The 26,998-nt window shown below is 52.5% G+C and carries 14 protein-coding genes; 10 read left to right on the top strand and 4 right to left on the bottom strand.

What is annotated here, in order from left to right:
• From SH527x_RS15985 to SH527x_RS15945, 9 genes are all read left to right on the top strand, one after another.
• Entirely contained in the window at positions 1-1,257 is a 1,257-nt protein-coding gene (locus tag SH527x_RS15985; protein WP_437191680.1) for a type II secretion system F family protein, read from the top strand.
• Positions 1,258-1,595: 338 nt separating this feature from the next.
• Positions 1,596-2,657: a type II secretion system protein gene (locus SH527x_RS15980; protein ID WP_437191679.1), complete on the top strand. Its 1,062-nt coding sequence runs from the start codon at positions 1,596-1,598 to the stop codon at positions 2,655-2,657.
• 14 nt (positions 2,658-2,671) lie between these two features.
• Positions 2,672-3,721: a type II secretion system protein gene (locus SH527x_RS15975; protein WP_437191678.1), complete on the top strand. Its 1,050-nt coding sequence runs from the start codon at positions 2,672-2,674 to the stop codon at positions 3,719-3,721.
• Positions 3,722-3,723: 2 nt separating this feature from the next.
• The gene (locus SH527x_RS15970) at positions 3,724-4,929 is read left to right on the top strand and encodes a pilus assembly FimT family protein (RefSeq protein WP_437191677.1); all 1,206 of its coding nucleotides are present in this window, start codon (positions 3,724-3,726) and stop codon (positions 4,927-4,929) included.
• Entirely contained in the window at positions 4,929-6,206 is a 1,278-nt protein-coding gene (locus SH527x_RS15965; RefSeq protein WP_437191676.1) for a type IV pilus modification PilV family protein, read from the top strand. The genes SH527x_RS15970 and SH527x_RS15965 overlap by 1 nt, the downstream gene beginning before the upstream one ends.
• A 6-nt stretch (positions 6,207-6,212) precedes the next feature.
• A complete protein-coding gene (locus SH527x_RS15960) occupies positions 6,213-8,015 on the top strand; it encodes a PilW family protein (protein ID WP_437191675.1) in 1,803 nt (600 codons plus the stop codon).
• A gap of 100 nt (positions 8,016-8,115) precedes the next feature.
• A complete protein-coding gene (locus SH527x_RS15955; protein ID WP_437191674.1) occupies positions 8,116-12,846 on the top strand; it encodes a hypothetical protein in 4,731 nt (1,576 codons plus the stop codon).
• Between the two features lie 415 nt (positions 12,847-13,261).
• Entirely contained in the window at positions 13,262-14,395 is a 1,134-nt protein-coding gene (locus tag SH527x_RS15950) for a DUF1559 family PulG-like putative transporter (protein WP_437191673.1), read from the top strand.
• Positions 14,396-14,527: 132 nt separating this feature from the next.
• Positions 14,528-16,177 carry a hypothetical protein gene (locus SH527x_RS15945; RefSeq protein WP_437191672.1) on the top strand — a complete coding sequence of 550 codons (1,650 nt, stop codon included), beginning with the start codon at positions 14,528-14,530 and terminating at the stop codon, positions 16,175-16,177.
• A gap of 136 nt (positions 16,178-16,313) precedes the next feature.
• On the opposite strand, the gene SH527x_RS15940 is transcribed toward SH527x_RS15945, so the two are convergent.
• Both SH527x_RS15940 and SH527x_RS15935 read right to left on the bottom strand, forming a co-directional pair.
• Positions 16,314-17,996: a hypothetical protein gene (locus tag SH527x_RS15940; RefSeq protein ID WP_437191671.1), complete on the bottom strand. Its 1,683-nt coding sequence runs from the start codon at positions 17,994-17,996 to the stop codon at positions 16,314-16,316.
• A 352-nt stretch (positions 17,997-18,348) separates the two neighbouring features.
• On the bottom strand, positions 18,349-21,339 hold the full coding sequence (locus tag SH527x_RS15935; protein WP_437191670.1) for a PVC-type heme-binding CxxCH protein: 2,991 nt from the start codon (positions 21,337-21,339) through the stop codon (positions 18,349-18,351).
• Between the two features lie 733 nt (positions 21,340-22,072).
• Between SH527x_RS15935 and aceE the strand changes: the two genes are divergently transcribed.
• On the top strand, positions 22,073-24,796 hold the full coding sequence (gene aceE / locus SH527x_RS15930; RefSeq protein ID WP_437194640.1) for a pyruvate dehydrogenase (acetyl-transferring), homodimeric type: 2,724 nt from the start codon (positions 22,073-22,075) through the stop codon (positions 24,794-24,796).
• A gap of 275 nt (positions 24,797-25,071) precedes the next feature.
• On the opposite strand, the gene SH527x_RS15925 is transcribed toward aceE, so the two are convergent.
• Together SH527x_RS15925 and SH527x_RS15920 are read right to left on the bottom strand one after the other, a co-directional pair.
• Positions 25,072-26,319: an NAD(P)/FAD-dependent oxidoreductase gene (locus SH527x_RS15925; protein ID WP_437191669.1), complete on the bottom strand. Its 1,248-nt coding sequence runs from the start codon at positions 26,317-26,319 to the stop codon at positions 25,072-25,074.
• 116 nt (positions 26,320-26,435) lie between these two features.
• Positions 26,436-26,894 (bottom strand): MarR family winged helix-turn-helix transcriptional regulator, encoded by a 459-nt coding sequence (locus SH527x_RS15920; RefSeq protein ID WP_437191668.1) that lies wholly within the window; start codon positions 26,892-26,894, stop codon positions 26,436-26,438.
• Positions 26,895-26,998 lie beyond the last annotated feature (104 nt).

The following is a 26,998-nucleotide window of genomic DNA, read 5'->3' as shown; positions in this document are numbered from 1 at the left end:
ATGCCAGTCTTCCAATATGAAGCGATGGACAACACAGGGCTTGAGATCAAGGAAACGATCGAAGCTCCGTCCGAAGCCGATGCCCAGCAGTTAATTCGCGAGAAGGGCTTCTTTGTGACCAAGATCACAGAGAAGACTCAGCGCAAGAAAAAAGACGACAAGACTAAGGGTAACACCAAGCAGGTTGCTGCCCAGAAGAAAAAGCAGACGTTCACAATCGGCGGTGTCAGTGCGAAAAAGCTGACAACATTTACTCGCCAGTTGTCGACCCTGCAGGACGCCGGTCTGCCGATTCTCCGCAGCCTTCGAATTCTGGAAGGCCAGAACAAGCCTGGGGCATTGAAGAATGCTCTGATGGGCGTCATCGAAGACGTCGAGTCCGGTAACACGTTGTCAGAAGCAATGGCCAAGCAGCCAAAAGCCTTCGACAACCTGTACGTCAACATGGTGAAAGCCGGGGAGGCAGGCGGTGCTCTGGAAGTCATTCTCCAGCGTCTCGCCGAATTTAAAGAACGAGCACAGAGTCTGAAGCGTAAGGTTCAGGGGGCCATGATTTACCCTGTCGCGGTTATTACCGTGGCAACGGCGATCGTGAGCTTCATCATGGTCTTCATCATTCCGAAGTTCAAAGCGATCTTCAGCGACTTCGGAGTGGAACTGCCTGCCATGACCACCGCACTCATCGGCGTGAGCGATGCCGTGGTGAACTACTGGTTCCTCGGTCCGGTGATTCCGCTCAGTATGTACTTCGGCTACAAGATTATTAAGAAGAATAAAACCGGCGCGTACATTATCGATCGAGTGCTACTCAAAGTCCCGTTACTAGGACAAATTATATCGAAGTCGACGGTCGCCAGAACGTGTCGAACGCTCGGAACATTGATTGCGTCCGGGGTGCCGATTCTTGAGGCGTTATCGATCGCGAGAGATACAGCCGGAAACGAAGTGTTCCGTAAAGCGTTCGAACATATTCACTCGTCGATTCGCGAAGGGGAATCGATGGCAGTTCCGTTGCGAGAAACACGCATCGTGGACGATCTCGTCGTCAACATGGTCGACGTGGGTGAAGAAACAGGTGCCCTCGACAACATGCTTTATAAAGTCGCCGACGTTTACGACGAAGAAGTGTCGGTGCTTGTCGAAGGTCTCATCAACATGTTGGAACCACTCATGGTGGTGGTTCTCGGGTTGATCGTCGGTTTCATCGTGATCGCACTCTTCATGCCTCTCGTGAAATTGCTGAACGACCTGTCGTAATCAACAAAAAGCACACCGTTGCCAGCTGCCGTAAACGGATTCTGTCAAGAACGCAATTTATCGCTGTCCCGGCACATAAACTGCCCACCTAACTTAATCCCAGTTCAACAGTTGTTACACGGCGAAATATAAGACAGTCAGGAAAATCGGGGGAGGCAAAACAACACACAGGTGTATCGTTTTGCAGCACTGCTCCTCAATCCTGATTTCGAATTGATGGACAGCTCCTCCATTAACGGGCGGGCTGTCGAAAATGCAGATCTGCGTTCGGCATCAGTCCGTCGCACACACTTCCAGTCATCAGAGATTCCGAGCCAGACTGTTAGATCGAGGTATCTATGTTTCGTTCACACCGACCTCCAATGCAGCGTTCCGTTGCGAAATCTTCACGGCTCGGTTTTACCCTGATCGAACTGATCGTGGTGATTCTCGTGATCTCCATTCTGATGGCGATCGTGATGCCATCAATTGGAAATGTGTTCAATTCTGGCCGCGAAGCGCAAGTCGTCGCCGACATCAAAAACATTGAAGCAGGTCTCGCCGCGTTCAAATTGAAGTACGGAATCGATCCACCAAGCTCGTTCGTCATCTCAAGTGATCCAGCGACATACATCCCCGCTAGTCCTGCAGATCTCGCGAATCCCGCGAAACGAATCGGATTCAACAGCAGGGCTTTAATGCGTCAGCTCTGGCCGAGTTATGAAATCACAAACGCCGCCGCTTCGACCCCCGGTGCGCTTCTCGCCGCAAACGGAGTGACAGGACTGGACACAACCGTCTATCTGAACGGTGCCGAATGCCTGGCATTCTTCCTCGGTGGTCCAGGTGTCCTTGGGGACAACGTTGCTCCGAACGGGTTTTCTGCAAATCCAATCAACCCGTTCCTGGGTGGTGGTTCACGAGTTGGCCCATTTCTGGAATTGAGTGAATCTCGACTGGTCGATGTCGACGAAAACAAGGCTCGCGAGATCATCGATACACTGCCGAATCAGACCCGGCCATACCAATATTTCAGCAGCTATGACGGCAAAGGTTATCAGTTGTTCGGCTATGACAACACAGCTGGAACTGACGATGACGAGGTGATCGTTCTCAACAGCAGTCCGACAATGCAGTCTGTCTACTTGAAAAACGACACAGAGTGGGCCACTGCAGCGAATCGTCCAAGTGTCGGTGGCGTTGTTGGCAACTACTGGAATGGCAAGACCTACCAGATCATTTCTCCGGGACTCGATGGGGAGTACGGCGTAGGCGGGTCCTATTCATCACAGGACGGGATCGCTGCCAAATCTGATGCTGCTGACACCTACCGCAGCCGCGAAGTCCGAAGCAAAGAGGCAGATAACATCACGAACTTCTCCAGCGGTTCGATGAAGAAGATCTACACTCCGAATCCATAATCGATATTCATTCCATGCTGAACGCAAAACGCCAATCTGTTCGAACGACATTCGCCAGTCGATCAGCCTTTACACTGGTTGAGATTCTGGTCGTAATCGGTCTGGTTGCATTGCTGGCCACCATCCTGATGATGGCCATGGCCCCTGCCCTCGAAGGTGCCAGAATCAGTGCCACCAAAGCAACGATCACGCAGCTGAACCGGATGCTGCAGGATCAGGTGGATGGCCTGTTGAATTCGAACGAAGTCGATAAAGAAGCCGATCGTCTGGCAAAGATGTTTCGCGCCACGAATGGAAGCGTCATGCCTCCGGCCGTCGCTAAAACGCTCGCCCAGATGAAGCTCTACCGAAATCGTTTTCCGCAGCGCAAAGAGGACTTGTTCGGGCTGGATGGCGTGAATCGAATTGAAACGGATAACGACCAATACAAAGATGACTCCGACATTTTGAAAGAAATGCGGACAACTGGGGGTGGAAGCTGGAAAGCCGACAGCTGGATCCAGCGGAACGCTTCTCCCAAATTGGCAGCAAACTCAGATAAAGCTGAATCCTCGGAACTGCTCTATGTCATCCTGAGTCGTGGATCGGTCAACAGCGGCTCAACGGCCTTAAACGTTGATCAGATCAACCCGAAACATGTTGGCGATACCGACGGGGACGGCAACCTTGAGTTCCTCGATGCCTGGGGAAATCCGCTTCAGTTCTTCAACTGGCCAACTGGCCTGTTTGCTGATCCAGTCGCATCCAAGACCCTTGTCACAGCGAACACCGCAGCGATCGCCAACGCAGATCCCTTTGATCCGACGAATGCACTTTCGTTGTGGACACCAGCGGGAACCGGCTTCAACCTGATGCCAGGTTATCCAGTCCCTGCGTTGAATGATCCATCGCGATTCAAGACACCAAACCGATATTGGTCCTTCGTCATTCTGTCCGCTGGTCCAGATGATTTAACAGGGTTCGAGCCACTCCCTTCAGAAACAGCCAGTCAGAAGGTTGCTCGATTACTGGGAACCCCGACAAATCAGGATCACATTCTCGATAACATCACGAATCGACAGTAATAATGAAAACACGACTGTCACAACCTGATCATAAAAGATTGCATCGAACAGCATTCACGCTTGTTGAATTGCTGGTCGCGATGACGATCTTTGTGATACTCGCGACCATCACTGTCACGGGATTCCGAGGGTCCGATTCCGATCGGGTTTCGAACGCCGCCGCCGCATTCAAGAATGCTCTCGAAGGGGCGAAGTCTCGTGCGGTGAAGTCCGGTGAAACACGTGGGCTCCGGCTGATCCTGTCTCCGACTAATGGACGGGAAGTCACGAGCCTCGTTTATGTCGACGGGGGAAGATACGAATCTGGTGAGTTAAGGTTCGAATTCAACAACACGATGACAATTAATCGCTGGCAAGTTCAGAGCACAAACCCTGCACTCTGGAATACCCTGAGAACACAATCCCTGATCGGTCCGGGCACTCGCTTTCAGACGACAGAATCTGGTGAGTGGTTTACTCTCGTTGCTGAAGTGATCCCTAACGACCCTGCCAGCTGGTGGTATATCGATCATGCTCCCGCCAATGCCATCGCTGCAAATCCAGCGTTGCCTCCGGAATCGACAGTGGGCAGCGGGTGGCGTTTAGAACCATCTGATCTCGATGACCTTGCCACTCCATCAACGTACGGGGTGAGTACTGCTGTTGCTTCAGCACCGCGTCCTTATCGAATTCAAATTGCTCCAATGATATTGGCAGGAGCAGAGCCGATTTCATTGCCACCGAATACCTGCATTGATCTCGACGGAAGTAAAGTTCCATACGGCTGGCGGCCGAATCCAGCTGCAACCCCTGCGAAGCCTAACTATGGGCCATCGATTCCTGGCTCCGCCGAGAGCCGACCAATCGACATTCTCTTTACGCCCAAAGGGACAGTTGCACGTCCACTGACCACGGAAGGGATCCTACATTTCCGGGTCGCTTCCACGATTGACCTGGGATTGTGGAATACTGCAACCACGAAGCCAGCCGCGCCAAATTCGACAACTCGAACAAATCCAGTCGTCGCGATCGATCCTGAACGGGGAGGCAAACTCGTCTCGGTGATGACGCAGACAGGTTCCCTTGTGAACGCTGATATCTATCCGTCGAAGCCTGTCGGCACGGCATATAATCAAGTCGGTTATGACTTCAACGACACTGCCGACACTGGTAATACAGCTTATCGATCTCCTTACACATTTATCCTCTATGGCAAGGAGTCCAAGTGATGCGACGACACTTGCGAACACCTGCCAGCTCGACACCTGTTGCAGTATCCGCTCATAGCGGTGCAACTCTGGTCGAAGTGCTGATGTCACTTCTGATCATGAGTATCGGAATCACTTCGGTCTTTTATCTCTTCCCGATTGCCCTGCTGAGTTCCATTAAAGCGAACCAGCTTACGAACACACGCATCCTGGCCGATCAGGCGACTGCCGTTGTTTACGCTCAACCCAAGTTGATCCTGGGGGCAAATGAGTGGAAGCCCGTTGCTAGCTATGTCACGAACGACATCGTCACCCCGAGGATTCAAGCCGGCAGTAATGTCCCGGAAACGCGGTATTACTATCGGGCGCTCAACAGCGGAACAACAAGTGCAGTTGAACCAACCTGGACAACTGCGGACGTAACGGACGGGAACGTGACATGGTCACCGATTTCTCTTCCGAACGTGGTCCCGGAGATCGGGAAATATGTGCCGTTTCGTTATGTGGTTGACCCTTACGGATACGCCAATGCATTGATTCCAACTCTGCGACAATCCTTCGGACATGTTAACGACGCACTTCCAGAGCAAGCCACTGGACTCCCATTCCAATGTCGCGTGATGCGAACGAATAGCGGTTTATCTGTGAACATGGCAGACCGTTTGAACTTTAGTCTCCCTGACACATGGAATGTGCTGGACACAACATTCCCAGTAGGCACCCCTACATATGGGGCAGGTTCAACCGTAATTACGCTGCCGCCAACGATTCCGGTCCAATCTATTCCAGTAGACTCCACTGCGCAAATCAGCCGTGTTGTCGCCTTATCTCCCGATGGACGAACAAGTGCGTCCGGAACCATTACCGCATTCGACACTGTCAACAACACCGTCACAGTCAATTCTGCACTTCTTGAGCAGGTTGGAATCGGCCAAGTTCGAATTGAAGTCTTTACCCGGCGCTATACTTGGCTGGCTGCAGTTCATCGAGATGAGTCCGGCTTCCTGAATTGCCAGTATGCCGTGGCATTTAACAGACGGTTCAGTTCAGACGACGAGAAACTTCACGACTGCACGATCATGAACACGGATCGGACTGAGATTCATGTTCCTGCAGCGGTCACGGCACGCGAAGGAAGTTATGCATTTGACGCACTCTCAGTGCGATGGCATCGCATCGTTTCCAGAAGTGGCACAACCATTGTGATTTCGCCTGCTCTGGAAACAGTTCACGGCACTGCTCAGACACGAATGATGTTCCTTCCGGGGATCGTAAAGGTCTTCCCGTTAGACCAGTAGTCAATCATGATTAAGTCATCTTTTCATTCCTGTCGCATCCCTCAGCGAATCTTGCAGGCTACTCGCCTTGAGGTTCGTGGAGCAGCATTGCGCCCTGCATTTACGCTCGTCGAAATGCTCATCTCGACCGCACTGGTCATGATGATCATGACAATGTTCGCGCAGATCTACGGAACTGCAGTGAACACCATGTCCATGCAGCGCGGGATGGCGAATAATGATCAGAAGGCACGTACGGTCAACAACCTGATGCTGGCCGACCTGCGAGCGCGAACTTATCGACAGACCATTGATGCGTACGGATCATCCAAAGGACTTGTTCCTTTAGTACTCGAATCAAATCAGCGGATCGATGCCGATCGACAACGGGGATACTTCTATTACTCGGAGAATGATCCTGGGGATGACTCCGACGATGTCCTGCAATTCACCGCCATGCTCGGCACATCAGCTACTGCCGGAGATGAAAGCACAGACAGCTCTTTAATCTTCCAGGGCAAAGCTGCAAATATCCCTGCAGCGAATACCAGGCAGCCAGATAACGACGACGGGATTAATGATGGAAACTCACAATCCCGTGCGGCGGAAATCAGCTATTTTATTCGCGGTGGAAATCTTTATCGGCGTGTGATGCTCCTGCGTGATCCACCGTACTCTACGCCTCCAGCAGATTCACAGCCTTTGGATGCTTCAGGTGTGCGCCTATTCAATTACCCGGCAAATCCTAATTACGGGGTTGCCGGAACAAACAATTTCTGGACAGACTTCGATTACTCCGCGACGCGCGACTATAACGCTGCAGATGATGGAACCTATCTCTGGTTCAACAGCACTTATTCGCTAGACAACACAAATATTGGTGGACTGGAGGGCAAACCTCTCGCGCTTCCTTGGAATCGGTTTGGTCACTACAGCAATAAGTCAACAACTCCGCTGCAGGCGAGTCATGGCTGCCCACGTGAATTTGTTGGTCCGACCAATAATGAATTCATTGGACGTTTTACTGCTGAGGAAACATCGAGCGACAACATGGGTTGGCCCGGCGTGGGAGACTCAACGACACACATTGTCCAATCGAACCGATTCAATCGAGCTGACCCATCTCTCACGCTGAACAATGACTTCGCAATTACAAGCCTTGCCGGTGGCAAACGGATCTCAGAAGACCTACTGCTGAGCAACGTGGAAGCATTTAACGTTGAGTATTGGGACGACACCGACGTAAATAGCAACAACCATGGGTTCGTCAGTCTAGGAGCAGTGGGCGGTCCATGGGGCGATGCAAACAATGCTTCGAAGAACCCACTCTATGGCCCCGTTGTCAATTCGGCAACGCGTCGAAACCGCGTCTTCGATACGTGGCATCACACCGCGTTCTCAACCGACGGTGCCGGGGGCACCAACACCTTACCCCCACGTTTCCCGCTTAATACCGATTCATTGCCAGCAATGGCCGCTATCTACGACACTTGGACTGACGTCCCTGATCCGAACGCCATCGTCAATGCAGGATCAATTCTCCGACTCCCCGGGTACGAACGTGATACCATTTATTACACAGCAGTCCGTAGCGGCCTGAAGGGGTCAGTGATGGCTCCATCGTTTCCTCCAGATCCGGGGAATATTGTTGAAGAGCCGTATGTCGACCTGAATTCAAACGGAATGCAAGACGTTGGGGAAGAAGGCGTTGTCTGGCAGTGTCTTGATAATCGCATCGGAATGAAGGCGATTCGCATTACAATTCGATTCCGCGATGTCGGAAAGAATCTGCCTCGACAACTGACCCTTGTTCATTCATTTGTCGAGTAACAAACAACAATTTGCGTCCCTGTGTTCTTCAGGACGCAAGGCCGATTCGGTCACCTGAGACAATCACTTTTCTCACGACGGGCGTACAGTGAGGACCATTATGAATTTCCATTCACATCACCGGCAGACACGCCCCATGTTGTCGCGACTCGATCACCGTCAATGTGGTCTGTCGCAGCGTCAACATGCAATGGCCACACATCCTCGTCGCGGGGGTGCTGTGATCATCGTTGTGCTGACACTCCTGACGACTCTGACAGTCCTTGGGCTGTTCTTCTATAACTGGACAACACAGGAAGTTGCGAACGCTCAGAATTTCGCTGAATCGGATGTCCCGTTGGCCACCCGAATCAATCCGAACCCGATTTTCGATAAGGCCGCCGAGCAGCTGATTGTCGGCACGAGCAATGATTACCCGAACAGTTCTCTCTGGGGCGGTATGCACTCGATGCTCGCTCACCAGATTGGGCGCATTACGCCAGGCTTGAGCCCGACAGACAGTGCCCCACGTACCGGACAGGGAATCCTGATTCGCTACAACGGCGGTGCTGACGGCTTCCCTGTTCTTAATGCGAGCGGCAAGCCATCCACTGCAACGGCCGACTTCCGTTTTCACTACAACGCGTTTGATGGGAGCACACCTGCGAATCTGGGGATCGACGACTTCATCCTGAACTACTCGAAACTCGCACAGACAAATCGCAGCTACGATGCGTTTCATGCTTCAAACGGCATTCCGCTGTATCACCCGGACGTCGACTACACCTATCCGGACCATAATACGCTCTTTCTCGCGCATGAATCGGTAGCAAGAGTCGATCCAACTGACGTTGCTTCAACCACTCGACGCGTTTTAATTCCGTCGTTCTTTCGACCTCAGTTGTTCCCGGACTATCGCAGCGACAGTGGAACCGGCAACGGCTTCATCTCGATCTACACAGATGCCAACCGCCGTAAGCAAGTCTTTCGACCACACCGTGAACACAGGTATCCCGATGCGGCCAGTACCCAACGCTATTTGACCGCAGCAACATCTGCCCAGAGCGGTGACCGCGGTCGAATTCTGGAACCATTTCCATTCCCGGATATCACTCCGGTGGATGCAACACGTGGCCGTCTGGGGGTGTTTACCCATCCTCATAATCAGGCTGGAAGTGACGACTATTCTCTGCTGGATCTCGATCTGGACGGAGACAATATCAAAGACGCGATCTTCATGGATCTCGATCTGCCAATGATCGAATTGTCTGGCGGACGTCAGGTCATTCCTCTCGCCAGTTTCAAAGTTCTGGACGCAGATGGCCTGTTGAACTTGAACACTGCTGGTAATCAGCATGGTGTTGAGAAGCTGGGACGCACACTCACTGGAGAAGAGCCGTTTTCGGTTTCGAACCTGGGGATGTCTCGTAGTGAAATCAACCCGACCTATGCATTGAACGGAAACATTTCCGCATTGACTGATCCCGCCGATCGAACCAAGGCGATGAGGAATTCGGCTGACGCGTTCGGGTATAACACCGCAACGGCACCGACCCGAACTCAGCTTGGAAATATGGAACTGCGGATGATGATGACGGGCTGGCGTCCATCAACCGGGGAAACCGAAGTTGTCGGGCGATATGGCGACCGCGCAGCGTTGCAATTAGGGAACTTCGCAAACATTCGTCCCGGTGCAGCAACGGTCGATGACGATGGAGACAATTCAGCCGATGGCGGGTTCGGTCAGCAGATGTCGGCCACTCCTGCTCATCCGATGGTCACTAATACTGTCGGGGTCTACACTCCGGGCTTCGTACATCCATTGTCTCCAATCGGTCTAGGATTACGTTCCTACGATTCCGGTGCTGGGGGATACCTGATTGATAATTCCAATGGCGCAACACGACGGCTTTCCGCAGCGCTGGCAAACGGGAATCCTGCTATCTGGGTTCAGTACGAAAACTTCCAGCCGCTCGCATCAACACGATTGCCAGCCGCGTTGATGACATCCCCGATCGTCGGATTGAACGACGAGGAAGACGAGACGATTCTGGAACCTGGCAACATTTCATATGGGGAATTCGATACCCCATACGAAGCAGCTGATTCTGCGTTCCTGCAGTTGAGCGATCTCGATCTTTATCGCAGTGGAACAACATCACGCCTGTCGATGCTGGCTTCGGCGAACTTCGTCCATGTCAACAATGCATCAGAGATTCGCAAACGCTTTACAACGAATTCATGGGACCGACTTGATTTCGGCTATACGACATCTGCCGTTCGTGAATGGGAATGGGGTGACTCAACTCCGTATCACTTCCCACCAGAGTTCGGTGTCGGAGCAGCCAACGAACCATTCCGCCCTGAGATTCGGGTACTGATGCGGACTGAGTTCGACGTCGTGACTGAGTTCGGTGCGAATCGAGTCAGCCCTCGGCACCGTCTGCAGTTAAACAAGATTCTTTCGAACGACTCTGCCGTCGGGGGGCAATCAGCCTTTGTTGACGGGAGCCCTCGCTTCCGCAACCTGATGCCACACCCAACATCCTTCACCGGATCGTTCTCTGGATCTGTGCTCGATACACAACCGATCCCACACGGCAACGTGACACCAGCTGTCTCCTTTGCGGCTGCAGCATCGAATCCATATGCACAGGAATGGTGGGCACGTTACGACCGCCAGCGCCTTGCTCGCGATATTTACTGCCTGCTGTGGTTGACGGGGAGTGGAAATGACGGAGGAAATCTCAGCACAGCAAGCCGGGTCACTCCTGAACGAGCCCGTGAAATGGCTCAGTTCGCGGTAAACATCGTCGACGCCGTCGACCGTGATAGCAACATTACCGAGTTTTATTACGATTCTGACCTGAGCAACGGGTGGGACACGAACGTCGCTAATCTTAGCGTCGTCTACGGGGTCGAACATCAGCAACTGGCATTCAATGAAGTCCTCTTCATTCGATCCCAGGCCAACAAGATGGATGACATTGACGAAACAGAATACGACGACTCCGAGATGGAAGATCAGTACCACTCGTTCGTCGAGTTGCGAAACGCCGCACCTTGGGCAGTGAACGTTTCCAATAGTCAATGGCGTATCCGTCGGGTCTCTGTCGACGCCACTGGCACGGAACTCTATAGCGCTGTCATTAGAGACAGTGCCAAGAACGAAATTCCGTCCGGCGGCGAATATCTGATCAGCTGCCAAGGTGGGGCGAGTCGCTATACCAGCGGCGGCGCTTACCGTCCAAGCGATTTCCGTTTTAACCATGATGGAATGGGCGGATCTTTCAAATTGATCTGTCCAAATTACTTCGAAGATCCCGCAGAGATTCCAACGGAAAGCACTGGAGCCGGAGCATGGTTGCCGAAGTGCGATCTGGACCTGATGCACGCCGACCACTCATCGCGAGTGACTGTCGGATCGACATCGATCTCGATGGTCAACCACTTGAACGCCACTGGTCAGACTGAAGTTCGTCTGGTCCTTGAACGTCGGATGGTCAACGATCCCGATCAATCGATCACCGATCCAGCAAAAAATCCATGGATCGAAGTGGACCGAATTCAGGGAACCATTCGAACATTTGACCCAGAGAACCCAGCAACCACACTGGACGACCTGAGAAGTCAGGAACGTCGTGAACCATTCGATTCAGGTACCGATCTGGCATCCAGTGGACTGGTTCCTCAGGACTACAACGGTTCTGGAACACCAGTTCGCGGGCTGCATAGCATGCCATTCCTGAATCCAATGGTGTCTGGTGACGATGCAGCAACCAAAACCCGACGCAACGCTCGAGCACCAACTCAGTATACGATCTGGCAGCCACACTTTGACCGCGACCTGTCTTCCACAATGGAATTACTTTCGATTCCACTGTTCGGAAACTATTGCTCGGCTGCCGGTCAGGGGAATTGGAATGCTCAGGTCTTTGGCGGTGCGACTAAGAACATCGCTGAGCCGGAAGCCACACTGGCAATGACAGGCCATCGTGCTGCATTGATGAGAATCTATTTCCCACAAGGAAGTGCAGACGCGAATCACCCGTTGCCATCCTGGTACACGGATTCACCAGATGCTCCGCATTATCAGAACCGCTGGTATCGACTGCTTGAGTTCGTCGATGTGAAATCACAGGATCAGCTTCGAAGTGACGCTATTACTGCGTTGCAACGACGGACACCTGGAAAAATCAACCTGAACACCGTTCGTAGCGAATCCGTGTTCGCTGGGCTTATTGACGATCCGCATCACATCGATCCGCGAAACCCGAACGCGGTCACTGTGGATAAGCTGGACAGCGCTCGCCGCTGGTATCGTGAACACAGTCGCTTGCGTGACGGAGCCGACCCGTTCCTCGACTCCGGTATCGGGTCAACGACTCATGGGATCTCCATTCCCGGTGGATTCAGATCCCGACCTTATCGGGCGTACAGCTATCTGGATGCCCCAAATACCGCAGACAGCACCGCAAGCAACGGCAGCGTACAGAGTACACTGCTGCGACATCGTCCCGGCAATATTAACCATGGACTGCTCGAAGCCAGCCGGGATGCTTCTGCATTGGACCAGGTGGATTACCACACCCGACAGAGAATCCTGGCGAAAATTGCGAATAATTCGACCAATCGCAGCCACGTCTTCTTTGTCTGGATCGGACTCGACTTCTTTGATGCTCATATCAATTCAACAGTGAACGCGATCCAGATCGGGGGACCATCCGCTGGCCTGCCGAGATACCGCCTGTTCTGTGTTGTCGATATGTCTCGACTGGAAGAAGGGTATGATCCGTCCACCAACACATTCGATTTCCGGAAATTCATCATCCATCGCCAACTTTTGCCGTAAATGATGTGAGATCGTTTACGTTTAAATAACTACCGAGATGGCTTTTTTCAAAAAATCGCTCATTTCAGATGGAATTGGCATAAAATTCGAAGATTACTCAGAAGTCCCTTTTAAAATTGGACATACGCTGGCTAAGACTAGTTGAAATGCATTGAAATTGATCGAATCGACTCAATTCCATTTCGATTTCAATACAGCCAACCTGCATCGAAACGATACAGGTTGAACTTTGTGGGTTTTCTATCCCCACTGAGTTGTCAAAGTTCCTAAAGTGATTGAGACTCTTTTACTAAGATATTTTCCAGAGGCTTGATTCATCAGCAGCACGGTTTGGGAGAACGGTCGGCCATCAGGCGGTTCCTGATGTTGATCAGTCCGAGCCGAATTGTTTGATCCTGAACACGCGGAGAACGCCATGAACGTACGCATTGCCCGAAAACTTCCTCAGCCGCGTCGTGGCGGCTTCACGTTGATCGAACTGCTGGTGGTGATTTCGATCATCGCCGTGCTGGCCTCGCTGGTTCTGCCCGGTGTGCAGAACGCGCGAGCATCAGCTCGACGTTTGCAGTGTTTCAACAACATGCGAAACGTCGGCCTCGCGGTTATGAATTACGCTTCGATGAATGGAGGAAAGCTTCCTCCCCTGTCCGGCGGCGTAAACAGCTATCAGACTACAACCGCGGCAGCCCCTAATTCGGTTTTTGCCCCTGCCCCGTGGACAGTCCACTTGTTGCCATATCTGGATCAAGCTGGCCTGTATGATCGCCTAATTGGTGAGCGAACGGATTTGAACGCCACTGATTTGTCAAATATGACAAATTCATTGCGAAATACAAACATCAAAGTTTTCACTTGCCCCGATGATCCAACCGCAGATCAGGATGGAGCACTCAGTTTCGCTGTGAACGTCGGTTATGTGACTACTGACCGTTGGGATAACTCAGCATCGCATCGCATTGACGCTTATCAGACCCTTGGATGGTTGGTTACTCCTGAAACAACCTCATCAACGATCTTGGCTTCAGAAGCAAACAAACGTGCTGCCTCGACGGGAGTCTTCTGGCGTCAGGATAGTCCAACCACAGGAACGACGATTAACGCATCCGGCCTCAGATCAACAATTGATCGCATGAGAGACGGTACTTCACAAACGTTATTGCTGTCGGAAAACCTGAACAATGGAGGATGGTCTCCGCTGGTCAATCCTTCGAATACCGGTGCCGGAACAGGTGACCTCGGATTCGGTCTCCGCATCCTGGGAACAGCAACTGAGCCAACAAGACAACTTGACGAAATTGGCGCTTCAACATTTACATTGGCTGCCCTTCCAACACCAGAAACCGCATCACGCATCAATGCCAACTTGACCGCAACGAGCGGATCAGCACCTCGCCCAAGTTCATTCCACCCTCAAGTGGTCAACGCGATCTTCTGCGATGGTCACGGCCAGACATTGAGCCAGGGAATTGCTGACAGCGTTTACGCCCGTCTGCTCAGCCCGAACGGAAACGCATACGGACATGCAATCCTGAGCGAGAACTCATTCTAATTTGATTGAGTCGAACTCCAGATCAGTTTCAAACCGGCCTGATGCTATTGCAGCGTCAGGCCGGTTTTTCTTATTGATACAGGCTGTTGCCATCTGAAGTCGCATTTCACACCGCTTTGTTCACTGAATCTCATGAACAATTATCGGCTGACAACTGCAGAATGGGTCTGTTCACTCTGTCTGACCGGAGTTGTCCTCTGGTTGATATTCGCCCGTTTCCATGCACCGGGTGGCATCTGGCGCGATGAAGCCGCGTGCGTCCAACTGGCTACAATGCCCACAGTGACGGACGTCTGGAACCACTTCGAACACGAAGCATTCCCACCCCCGTTTCCGCTGCTGCTTCGTGCCTATCTGCAGGTATTTGGAACCAGCATTGAAGCGCTTCGAGGGTTCGGATTGATCGTCTCTTGCCTGATCGTGGTCTCCATCTGGCTGACAAACTGGCTGCTGCTGTCGCGACCGCCGCTAATCAGTCTCGCACTTGTCGGGCTCAACACAACAACTCTCTTCTGGGGTGGTTCGGTTCGTGGATACGGAATGGCGAGTATCTTTGCCCCTCTCGCCTTTGCCTGCATGGCTCGCTATTTAAAAACCCCAACGGTCGCCTGGGGTATCGCTGCTCTGACTTGCACTATCCTGAGCGTGCAATGGGCGCTGCAGAATTCTGTTCTTGTCTTTGCGATCTGCGTTTCAGCCGCACTCGTCGCTGTAGCAATGCCATCAGGGGGACAATCCACTCAGGCCATCGCCAGTCGGCTCAAATCAGCGGCCCTGATACTGCTTATTGGATTTGTGAGCGCACTCTCACTGGTGTTCTATATTCCCCGATACGCTGCAGCCGATTGGAAACGCGTTGTCGAAAGAGAGGCAACGCTACAAGATTACATCTCAGGGTTGCTCTTCACGATTGGACGGCCTGTTGAACAAACGAGTTGGGTCTGGATTGGCCTGGCCATCACCGCATTCATCGGCACCTGTATCGCCTGCTCCAGACGTAACCGAACAGATGAGAAATCGAGCAATCAGTTGGCCTTCAGTTGGCTGGTGATCGGTTTCGCTCTGTGCTGCTACTTCTCGTTTTTAATGGTCCTGCAATATCGGGCACGCCCCTGGTACTTCCTTCCTTTAACAGTCTTGCTGAGTTGCACCCTGGAATACATCCTCTCGCTCTGCTTTCAGGCAGGATGGTTCAGAATTGCCAGGATCGGACTGGTGATCGTCCTGATGCAAACCCTGACTGGCCCCAATCTCCAGTTACTCAAAACTCGAGTCACGAACATCGATCTGGCCGCCCGTATTCTGGAGGAACGAGCGGATGATGAGGATCTGATTGTGGTCAGCCCATGGTACTACGGTGTCAGCTTCCGTTGGCATTATCATGGAAATACAAAATGGGTCACGCTCCCCATTCTTGGTGACCTTGCCATTCATAGATACGACCTTGTCGTCCCTAGAATGAAGTCAGCAACTCCGCTGGAAGACCTGAAAGAAGAAATTCAGGCGACGCTGCAAAACGGGAAACGGATCTGGGTCCTTGGCGACCTGCTCCCCGTTCCCGACACCGGGCCAACAATCCTGAAGCCTGCCCCGGATCCAGAGGCCAAATGGATTGAAGAACTGTATATCGCAAGCTGGATGGAACAGATGACCGCCTACATGCAGCAGCATTGCCGCACGATCGGAGAAGTCGAAATCGAGTGTCCTGAACCAGTCGCTGCAGGAGAGTCGATTCAACTCTGGCAAGGATCAGGTTGGAAATCCTCTCTTCCCAATTTTTAACGCGCCTGCCGCAGAGGCGGTGAACGGAAGGGAATCATCTCCCTGTCAACAGAAATGCCGTGTTGCCCTCTGTAAATCAGGCAACACGGCAATCTGAAATCCGACACTCAACTTCAACAATTCAACAATGCTGAAATTACAGGCCTGGTCGCACACTGGATCCGACCAGTACTCCGAGTTTGGTTAGCCCTGTGATCTGGTCGATTGGAAGTCGGGTCTGAGCCTTCAATGTGCTGCCTTCTGAACCGACGGCGAATCCAAGATAGGACGACCTCAGATTCAGGTTATCAATGGCCGCAGGGTTGATCATCAACGGAGACTCTTCAAATTTTGAAGAGACCTTCAACGCGCGACCAGCAAGCCCTGCAACATCCATCAGCATCACAAAATTCGCCTTTGGCATCAGCCCTGTGCGGTACTTTTCGATCTTGTTCGACTTCTGATTCTCGATGGAGGACAACATTCCATTCATCAGCTGTCGCCCGCCACCAATTGTGGAGACGACTTGATTGTCGAGATAGACTGAGCGAGAGACCATGCCGTCCGGACCGAACATCAGATCCTGAACTTTGCTGGAGACCTTACCGGCCTCGTCGGCATTGGCGTAAACCTGCTTGACGGTGAAGATGTCTCCTTTGCGATTTCCGTATTCTTCAGCGTCGGTTTGAATGGTCGTCACCTGCTTCACAGCATCAGTTGAGAATGACCCAATCTTCTCCTGTGATTTACGAGTAAATTCCTGCATCTTCTCAACCGGAGTCACTGTCGTTAGCGTGACTCCTCGCATGATTTCAGCGGAGGAATCGACGACATCAAAAGCTGTGACCACTCCACCGAAATTAAGTGATTCGATGTCTTTGGAAAGCTCCTGAGCAGCGATCCGTTTTTCGTCCCCTAGTTTCAACATCGCCTGAGACGCGCTGACTCCGTATTGCATCAGAGTTTTCATCTGTCCACTGACACCGTAATAAAGCGGCCAGTTTGAAGGCAGTCGAGCCAGGTTTTCCAATGAATCCTGCTGGTTATCTGCGAGAAACTTGGCTGCTCCAGAGTCGGGAGTGAACTCCACAAATTGATCCAAGGCAATTTCAGTGTCTGACAGTGCGATCGAGAGCGAAACGGATTCAGCGTCTTTCACTCCTTTGAAGAATGCCTCGGCAAGAGTTCCGTAGAGTTGGGCAATTGCTTCAAAATCAACGCCCCCCTCCGGTTCCATGAAACGAAGAGTCCCCAGGCTTTCGAGGACCTTCTCCTGCATCAGTTCCACCTGCTCGGCATAGACCGTCGACAGGTGCTTGACGTTGACGTAAACGGCGAGATCGCCAGATGGCAGCTTGTTCTGGTTTTCATCAGTCAGAAGTGACGCGAAGGTCTCCCCTTCAACGACTACCGGCAATGTTTCGTCGTTCGTATACAGCACCCAATTCCGCTGCACCTGAGTCTGCATCGATCCAGCGAGCACGGCGACCATCTCTTCAGCGCGAATCGCAGGAATTGCGAAGACGATTTTGGGATCGGCTCCCTTCTCAGCGTAAACCGCAACGTACCAGTCACGAGATGAATCGACGCCGGCCATGCCTGGGTTCGAGATCAGTTGTCCCAGCACGGCATCCTGCTGTTCATGAACGACTGCACCGACTCCCGGCTGCACCTTTTCAACGACTTTGGCAACCTTCTCGAAAGTCTGATCCGGCTCACGCAGTCGAATCACAACGCCGACATCTTTTCGAAAATACGCCAGCGGGTTCTCCTGTGCCGTTACATCAACATCCGTCCATAATGTGAACAGCAGAGCAAGGAAGGCAGACGTAAACCGCATCGTAAGTATCCGTTTGATTGAATATAGACAGGACGTGAGGTCGCCGAGAGCATGAATCAGAATCGAAAATGATCGATCGAGATCCGCGACTGACTGTGTCTAAAGACCATGTCATCAGTGAACGCACAATTCTTGAATTGACGCTATTGTTCACCTCCCCCCCTCGTTGTGTCAAATGTGTGCGTAGCACAACAAGACATCACGTCACATGAAGTCGCCCGGGATGCATCACCGTTCGCGAAACCGCTCGTTCAACTGACTTAATCAAAGAAGTCGTGTTCCCGAATTTTTGAGAACACGACTTCAGTTCGAGATCAAGTTGCACTGGCCACGCCCAGCGATTTCGGGCCAGCTATTTACTGCCTGCAGCAGCCTCGGCGTTTCCTGGAAGCTGAACCTGACTGGAGTGCTTCAGGTACGCAATCAGGTCACGAATCTGAGTTTCATTCAGCGGTTGTAACAACCCTTCCGGCATTGGAGAGAGCGACGTTGGCTTCATGGTCTCAATTTCGTCTTTGTTGATCGTCAACTTTTCGGTCAGCGCCTGCAATGTGATTGTCCGTTCGGTCTGACCGGTGATGACGCCATTCAAAACACGGCCGTCTTCCATCACGAGAATTGTCATCCGGAAGTCTTTGTTCACCACTGCACTGGGGTCGATGACGTTTTCCAGAAGGTAGTGAAGGTCAGATCGGTTTGAACCGGTAATGTCCGGGCCAACGAGTGTGCCTTCTCCATACAACCTGTGACATTTAGAACACGTTGCATTGAACAGAACTCGTCCTTGAGCGAGGTCCCCTTTGGCGAGGGCATCATCAGTCAATTTTTGTTTCAGTTCCGCAATCAGATTTTTCTTGTCCTCTGGTGAGTCACGCAGTTCTCCCCAGACTTCGACTGTGAGCTTGCTGATCTCTGGATTCTCAAGACTATGCAACTGTCGAACATGAAACGATGTCAGCGCACTGCGAGGAATGCCGCCGGCTTCAATCGTCTTCAGAAGCGGAAGAGCGAAAGAAGGGCGTGAAGCGAGGATGGAAATAATCTGCGGTCGATCTGGTGCAACAAAGGAGGCATACGCCTTGGCGAGGTGTTCTCCGATCTTGGGATCATCAAACAACGCGAGCCCCTGAGCCGCAACGACATTCAGGTTGCGGATTCGAATTGTCTGCTCGCAGATCTGACGCAAATCATCAGGCTTGTTGTCGATTAACGTTTGTAGTGCCGATTTTCGGGCGTCCATGGTCGCCTTCTCATCCAGCACAATCTTCTTCACTTCGTCCAAAGCGCGTCCGTCGCCAAACACAACGCTCAATTCACGTGCAGGCGTAATGCGATCAGGGTTTTGGCTCGCCGTAATCGCGGCGAACAATCCAGCCCAGCTCGCCGGAGCCTTTGCCTTACGCCAGCCGCGCAAGGCATCTGTCATTCCGGCAACGACAGCATTCTGGAACTCAACTGTCTGATTTTTTCCCGCCGCAATGGCAAGCAACTGATCCAACGGAGCCGGATTGCGTTCGACATCTTCCGTCAACCGCCGCGTGATCAGATTGAGAGTCAGCGGCAACTTGCACTTCTCTGCAACCTTCACCAAAGCCGCCGGGTCGGAATCCCCCACTGGAATCAGGCCGTACCAGATCATCAGAGGAAGATTATGGTCATTTGCGTCTTCTGCATGCTGAACCAGCGGCAAAGCCAAGGCTGGACGATCAGAGACAGGTAATCGCTGTAGTGTGGACGCAAGAGCAAGTCGAACCAGCGCCGACTTGTCGTCCTGAGCCACTTTAACCAATCGGGGAAGCAGTGCTTTGGCCTGATCACGAATCGTTCTGGCCAACACTTCCGGCTGAGGAATCGGACCATTCGGGCCATCGAGCAGCCATTTATCAGTCAGAAGACGAATGCTCCAGGTCCGGATCGCTTCATCCTGATCATTCAACAGCTGCGTGAGGAATGACTCTGAGCATCCATTGACCACATAAAGCGACAATAACGCTCGAAAGCGAATCACTCGGTCTTTGCTCTTTTGAACAAGTTTCAGCAATTCTGCTCGAGCGTCACCCAGATCTTTTCCTTGATCCATTCGACCAGCCAGCACCACCCGAGCCTGTCGCGTAAACCATTCGTTCTCATGAAGGTGCAGTTCGACCAGTTCATGATTGGACTTGTCAGCAAGGTTGAACTTGCCGGGAAACTTTGGCTTTCCGTACGTGATCTTATAGATACGACCGCTGGTGCGATGAACTCCGTTGTGCTCATGGCATTCGCCTGTATCGCTCCAGTCGACGATGTAGACACCGCCATCCGGACCATACGTCACTTCGATTGGCCGGAACCAGGTATCACTGCTCAAAACCAGATCTTTTCCGTGGCGAGCAACATAGCCTCCCCCTTCGCGTTCGAGATGCTCTGTGTTCAACCGACGGCCATGCATATTGATCATGTAGAACCGGTCGCGATGCTCTTTCGGCCAATTATCGCCGAGGTAAACCATGCCCCCGGTGTGCGCATGTCCGCCCCCGAGATCGTTAGCAGCTCCATCACGAGACGCCTGCCAAGGCTTCCCGGTGTCGAAGTGCCAGTGATCAGCGTGATGGTCGATCAATTTGTACGATCGGGGATTCGGATCGAGTCCGGTGTGGCGATCATAATGTCCCCCGGGAATCGTGTGCCAGAAGTGCCCATTCACAGTGTTAATGAAGAAGAGTTCACCTAACGAATTCCAGTCGTGTCCCCAGGGATTCGTCGTCCCGGTCACAAGTGTTTCGCAGGCTTTGGTCACTGGATGGTATCGCCACATGCCTCCCCAGAGCGGGACTCGGGCTTCATCAGGAGTTCCCGGAACACCGATCATTCCCGGGCAAGTTCCCCCGCAACGACCATAGAGCCAACCATCGGGTCCCCAACGGAGTCCATTTGCAAAGTTGTGGACACTATCCGTTCCGACGGTGAACCCATCCAGAACCACTTGAGCCGGACCATCCGGGATGTCATCGCCATCACGATCGGGAATGAAAAGGACTTTTGCCGGGCACATCAGCCAGACACCGCCACGACCGACTTCGATACTTGTCAGCATCTGCAAGGTGTCGATAAACACTTTCCGCGTTTCAAACACCCCGTCCCCGTCGGCATCTTCCAGAATAATGACGCGGTCTCGGAGCCCCAGATCAAAGCGAAGCTGGTTGTCTCCGTATGTGTAATTCTCAGCGACCCAGAGTCGCCCGCGGCCATCCCATGTCACGGCGATGGGGTTTTGAACAGCCGGCTCTGCTGCAGAAAGCGTGGCGACAAACCCGTCGGGAAGCGTGAGTTTCTTAATCGTTTCAGCAGCCGGTGTCGCCACCGCCTTGGCATCTTCCCCAGAATTGTAAATCTCAGGAAAATTTTCGGCCTGAGCGACCGCTGATGAAAGACAAAAGCAACAAATAAGCAGATGTCGAAACACAGGCAAAGCTCCCGACTCAACTATCGAAAAAGTCCGATATGAGAGTGACAAATTTCCACTGCAAACGCCAGCAGGTTCAACAGCAGAATCTCAGCTCCCTGAAAATAGCCATACCGCAAAACAATAATTCAAAACAACTTGCAGCCATCAACTGAAATACATTATTGATTCCAGAAGAAGAAATGTCTTCACTCCCGCGTCGGGTGAACACGTGAAATCGAACTCAGAGAGTCCTGTGAGCCCATTGAGGAATTTGTTGCATGAAGCTTTCTTTACATTTTGAAATCTGAACCAGACCGGCGATCACTGCCGGGAATAAAGACTTCCATGCCAAGTGGGGTTCAGAACATCGCCCAGCCTGCTAAGATGATCGCTTTGGGCTTGAGCTACCAGTTCCGCGAGCTTTATTGCTTACGGACATATCGCAGGCTTTCAGGGCCAGACACAGCAGAGACTGAATTACTTTTCTGAATGACTGACCCCAATTGTGGCCCCTGAGTCACCTGATCTCAGGCCGCATTCAATCGAACATTAAGTTTCCGAACATATCGTTAAGTGCTCTCACGGGCAGCTCCTGAAATTTCCAGTTGCAGAGAACGTCAATATGGCCACTGATGAAGTCGTCAACAAGATGGACAAACTTGCGAAGACCGCAGTCGAGGGGCTTCGGGAAAGCATCGATCCCATTGAACTGGAAGAATGGTACGACTCGCTAGAAGACGTTCTCCATCGCTATGGACCAGAGCGAACTCAGCAATTGCTCGTCCGTCTTCGTGAACGGGCCTACCATCGCGGCGTCATGATGCCGTTCATGGCGACAACCCCGTACGTCAACACGATTCCGGTTTCGTCACAGCCTCGCTACCCAGGCAATCACAGCATCGAAAACCGGATCAAGTCGATCATTCGCTGGAATGCCATGGCGATGGTCGTGCGAGCCAACAAGAAGACAGACAAAGCCGGAGCAGTCGGGGGGCACATCTCGACCTTTGCTTCAGCAGCAACACTGTACGAAGTGGCCTATAACCACTTCTTCCATGGTCGCACCGCAGATCACCCTGGAGATATGGTGTACTTCCAGGGGCACGCGTCTCCCGGGATGTACGCTCGCGCCTTCCTTGAAGGGCGACTCGATGAAAGCCATCTGGAACACTTCCGCCAAGAAACTGTTCGCGGACAGGGCCTGTCGTCTTATCCTCACCCATGGTTGATGGAAGACTTCTGGCAGTTCCCGACCGTATCGATGGGTCTGGGCCCGATCTGCTCGATCTACCACGCTCGATTCCTGCGATACATGCAGAATCGCGGACTTCTCGACACCTCGAAATCCCGCGTCTGGGCATTCCTCGGGGACGGCGAAATCGACGAACCAGAATCACTGGGCGCAATCACACTTGCTTCCCGTGAGCATCTGGACAATCTGACCTGGGTTGTGAACTGCAACCTGCAACGACTCGATGGTCCTGTCCGTGGAAACGGTAAGATCATGCAGGAACTCGAAGGCGCCTTCCGCGGTGCCGGCTGGAACTGCATCAAGGTCGTCTGGGGAAGCGAATGGGACGCCCTGCTCTCCCGTGACTTCAACGGCAAGCTCATCAAACGCATGGGCGAAATCGTCGACGGTCAGTTCCAGAAATACGTCGTCGAAGGTGGCTCGTATATTCGAGAACACTTCTTCGGTAGCGACCCGGAACTGCTGGAACTGGTTGATCAGCTGAGCGATGAACAGCTTGAGAAACTGCGTCGCGGTGGACACGATCCAGAGAAAGTTTACGCTGCTTACAAAGCGGCGACCGAGCACACCGGCGCTCCGACCGTCATTCTCGCGAAGACCATCAAAGGTTACGGGCTCGGAGAAGCTGGCGAAGGGCGAAACATCGCTCACAACAACAAGAAGATGAATCAGGAAGAACTTCAGTACTTCCGCAAACGGTTCAACATTCCGTTGAGTGAAGCTGAAGCCGAGAAGATTCCATTCTTCCGTCCGGCACCGGACAGCGAAGAAGCGGTTTATCTCCATGCTCGTCGCGAACAGCTCGGGGGACACGTTCCTTCCCGTAAACCAACAACCGAACGGCTCGATACTCCAGATCTGGAGGACAAGTCATTCGCCCGACAGCTGAAAGGGACCGAAGGCAAAGGGGAAGTCAGCACGACCCAGGCATTCGGAGCAATCATTCAGGGGCTGATGCGACACAAAGTGCTCGCAGACCGTATCGTGCCAATCATTCCGGACGAAGCACGTACGTTCGGGATGGAGTCGATGTTCAGCACGTTCGGGATCTATAACAGCCAAGGCCAGTTGTACGAGCCAGTCGACCGTATCAACGGCAGTCTGATGTACTACAAGGAAGCCAAAGACGGCCAGATCCTTGAAGAAGGGATCAATGAAGCGGGAGCCATGAGCTCGTTCGTTGCTGCAGGAACTGCCTACAGCAACCTGAACATGAACATGATCCCGTTCTACATCTATTATTCGATGTTCGGGTTCCAGCGTGTTGGCGATCTCATCTGGTTGGCAGCCGACAGCCGCGCCAAGGGCTTCCTCGTCGGAGGAACTTCAGGACGAACAACGCTGAACGGCGAAGGTCTCCAGCACGAAGATGGCCACAGCCAGCTGATCGCGACAACTGTCCCGTCTCTGGTGGCTTACGATCCTGCTTACGCATTCGAGCTAGCTGTCATCATTCAGGACGGTCTGCGTCGGATGTACAAAGAGGGCGAAGAGATCCTCTATTACCTCTCGGTCTACAACGAGAACTATGACATGCCGGCAATGCCAGAAGGCGAGCATATCGTCGAAGGCATTCTCAAAGGGATGTACAAGTTCCGCAGCACCGAAAGCGGAGCGAACCAGAAGGAACGCCCACAGCTGTTCGGTTCAGGCACCATTCTGAATGGTGTGTTGAAGGCACAGCAGATGCTGAAGGAGAAGTACGACATCGGTTGCGACGTCTGGAGCATCACAAGCTACAGCGAACTTTGCCGTTCTTCGATGGAAGCATCACGCTGGAACCTGCTGCACCCGACCGAAACTCCACGCAAGTCTCACCTGATGAGCGTGCTGGAAGGCGTCAACGGTCCGTTCATCGCAGCCAGCGACAACGTCCGTCTGGTGCCAGACCAGATTCGTCAATGGGTCCCAGGTTCATTCACCGTTCTGGGAACCGACGGGTTCGGGCGAAGCGATACTCGACCAGTCCTGCGTCGCCACTTCGAAATCGATTCTGAGTGCACCGTTTATGCCACACTGGAAGCACTCTCTCAGTCTGGAGACTTCGACCGCAACAAGTTGCCCGAAGTCCTCAATGAGCTGGGAATTGATCCGAACAAGGTCAACCCACGCACTGCATAGTCTGCAATCGAGTCTTTCAACTGTTGCGTGAATTCCGCGATTCGCACAACAATTGAACATGAAGAACAACGAGCACAATGTCAGGAACTTTCCGACATTGTGCTCGCTTCATTTTGAGAGTCGATTGAGTGCGAAGAGTGCGTTCATCTGAGCGGGGTCGCTCCCCTCTTCATCCGTTTCAGCAAGGCGACTCAAGCGTACTTCAGTGGCCCCAACGAAAAAGGGACGCACTGAATGCATCAGTGCGTCCCTCAAATACTTCACTCAATTGTGGCCTATCGCTCAAGGACTTTCGCCCCTTGCTCCTCATGGAACTGATCGATTGATCTCAAGACGTTCTCACGCTCCGGTGCGAACAGATCTCCGATCAACAGGTCGGTCACGTCTCCCTGATGATGAGGGAATCGACGAATAAACCGTCCGAAGCTAAGCCCTTCATAATACTCGATCACAAGGCGTCGCATGCGGTTCATCCCATCAATGAAATCCGGCCCCCAGACTCCGAGTTGCTCCTTCGAGGTATCGTTCTTTTCCAGTCCTTCACAGATTGCGTCTGCAGCAAGCTGACCAGACTTCAACGCGAGCAAGACACCGGAAGAATACAGCGGATCGAGGAATCCGAACGCATCGCCAACGAGAACCCATCCGTCTCCGGCGAGCTGCTTCGACTTGTATGTGTACTCTTTGGTCGCGCGGAAGCGATCGCAGACTTCCGCGTTCTGAATTCGTTCCTTCACGCCCGGGCAGCGTTCGACTTCTTCCCAATACGTCTTCTCGTGATCAGCGCCTCGGTTTTTGAAGAGATAGTCAAAGTCGGCAACCACTCCCACGCTGGTAATGTTGTCATGCAACGGGATGTACCAGAACCAGCCTTTCTTCTCGGCGGTTTGTAACACCAGAGTCGCTCCACCGTTGCGTCCCTCCGTGCGATCAGCCCCTTTGAAATAGGTCCAGATCGCTCCCTTATTCAGATCCGGATCCGAGATCTTCAACTTGAACTTGTTGATGATCATGGAGCTTTGTCCGCTCGCATCCACAACAACCTTGGCACGAACTTCGTGCTCATCACCTGACTCGGTTTTGACCCGTACCCCGACAGCACGGTCCCCTTCGAACAGGATATCGAGAACACGAACCCCTTCGTGAACCTGCACTCCCTGCTCGGCAGCATTATCGAGCATCATTTTGTCGAATTCGCTGCGACGCACCTGCCAGGTTTGGGAGCACTCGTGCGGTTTATTGTCCCAGAAGTCGAATGGAGCTGATGTTCTTCCATTGGCACTGACGAACTGAACGCTGTACTTCTCGACGAAGTGACTTGCACGCATCTTGGGAAGCATCTTCAAGCGTTCAAGCACCCAATATGTCTCAGGGATCAGCGATTCCCCAATATGAAATCGGGGAAAGTGTTCTCGCTCAAACAGCACAACACTTCGCCCTTGTTGAGCGATCAACGTTGAAACTGTCGCTCCGGCGGGACCTCCGCCAATCACGATGACGTCTGCTTCTTTTACGATCGACATGAGTCTTCCAAGCTATCGTTAAAGGATTCAAGCGAACTTCCCCAGGTGATCATCCTGGGGGGGGATTCATCCAAGCCGTCTACACAACAGGATTCGACACGTGTATAGAAACGTGGCTATGTCGACTCTCCTCGCGCCTTGGCAAGAAGTTGAGTGAGATGTTTCAGTTCTTTTTCACTGAGATGTCCCAGTTGCGTCTCGTGACATTTCTTCACCGGTTCAGCGAGCTTCTTCAATAAGTCCTGCCCCTGAGATGTGATTGCCACTAGCACAATGCGACGATTTTCTTCGCGACGTTCCCGTTGAACAAAGCCGCGACGTTCGAGCTTATCCAGAAGCCGAGTCATGTCTGGAGCGCGTGTCACCAGCATTCCGCCGAGTGCAGAGGTGCTCATGGACTCAGGCGCGACTGACCTCAACACGCGTAATGCGTTGTATTGCTGAGCCGAGAGATCGTATTCGGCAAACACATCGTCTTCGATCTCTTTCAGCTTGTCGTAGGTCTTCCACAGGTTGAGGTAGGCCTCTTGCTGTGGTGAATCGAAATGTCGAGTTTTACTTGTCACCGCAGGCATTCCGAGAAGACTTTCTGTCAGATGCCCTCGTATTTTTTCTTGTTCGAGCAAGACAACATCAGGGCAGTAACCGGTCAAGAGCGGCTGATGGGTCAAAAATACCC

The organism is Planctomicrobium limosum (assembly GCF_051465645.1).
Classification (GTDB): Bacteria; Planctomycetota; Planctomycetia; order Planctomycetales; family Planctomycetaceae; genus Planctomicrobium.
The sequence above is the reverse complement of the archived record's forward strand: the minus strand, read 5'-3'. Positions and strand labels throughout refer to the sequence as shown.

Coding starts and splice junctions, on each gene's coding strand:
- SH527x_RS15960 (WP_437191675.1), top strand. CDS start 6,213: ATGATTAAGTCATCTTTTCATTCCTGTCGCATCCCTCAGCGAATCTTG.
- SH527x_RS15985 (WP_437191680.1), top strand. CDS start 1: ATGCCAGTCTTCCAATATGAAGCGATGGACAACACAGGGCTTGAGATC.
- SH527x_RS15975 (WP_437191678.1), top strand. CDS start 2,672: ATGCTGAACGCAAAACGCCAATCTGTTCGAACGACATTCGCCAGTCGA.
- SH527x_RS15950 (WP_437191673.1), top strand. CDS start 13,262: ATGAACGTACGCATTGCCCGAAAACTTCCTCAGCCGCGTCGTGGCGGC.
- SH527x_RS15955 (WP_437191674.1), top strand. CDS start 8,116: ATGAATTTCCATTCACATCACCGGCAGACACGCCCCATGTTGTCGCGA.
- SH527x_RS15970 (WP_437191677.1), top strand. CDS start 3,724: ATGAAAACACGACTGTCACAACCTGATCATAAAAGATTGCATCGAACA.
- SH527x_RS15980 (WP_437191679.1), top strand. CDS start 1,596: ATGTTTCGTTCACACCGACCTCCAATGCAGCGTTCCGTTGCGAAATCT.
- aceE (WP_437194640.1), top strand. CDS start 22,073: ATGGACAAACTTGCGAAGACCGCAGTCGAGGGGCTTCGGGAAAGCATC.
- SH527x_RS15925 (WP_437191669.1), bottom strand. CDS start 26,319: ATGTCGATCGTAAAAGAAGCAGACGTCATCGTGATTGGCGGAGGTCCC.
- SH527x_RS15945 (WP_437191672.1), top strand. CDS start 14,528: ATGAACAATTATCGGCTGACAACTGCAGAATGGGTCTGTTCACTCTGT.
- SH527x_RS15940 (WP_437191671.1), bottom strand. CDS start 17,996: ATGCGGTTTACGTCTGCCTTCCTTGCTCTGCTGTTCACATTATGGACG.
- SH527x_RS15920 (WP_437191668.1), bottom strand. CDS start 26,894: ATGCCTGCGGTGACAAGTAAAACTCGACATTTCGATTCACCACAGCAA.
- SH527x_RS15965 (WP_437191676.1), top strand. CDS start 4,929: ATGCGACGACACTTGCGAACACCTGCCAGCTCGACACCTGTTGCAGTA.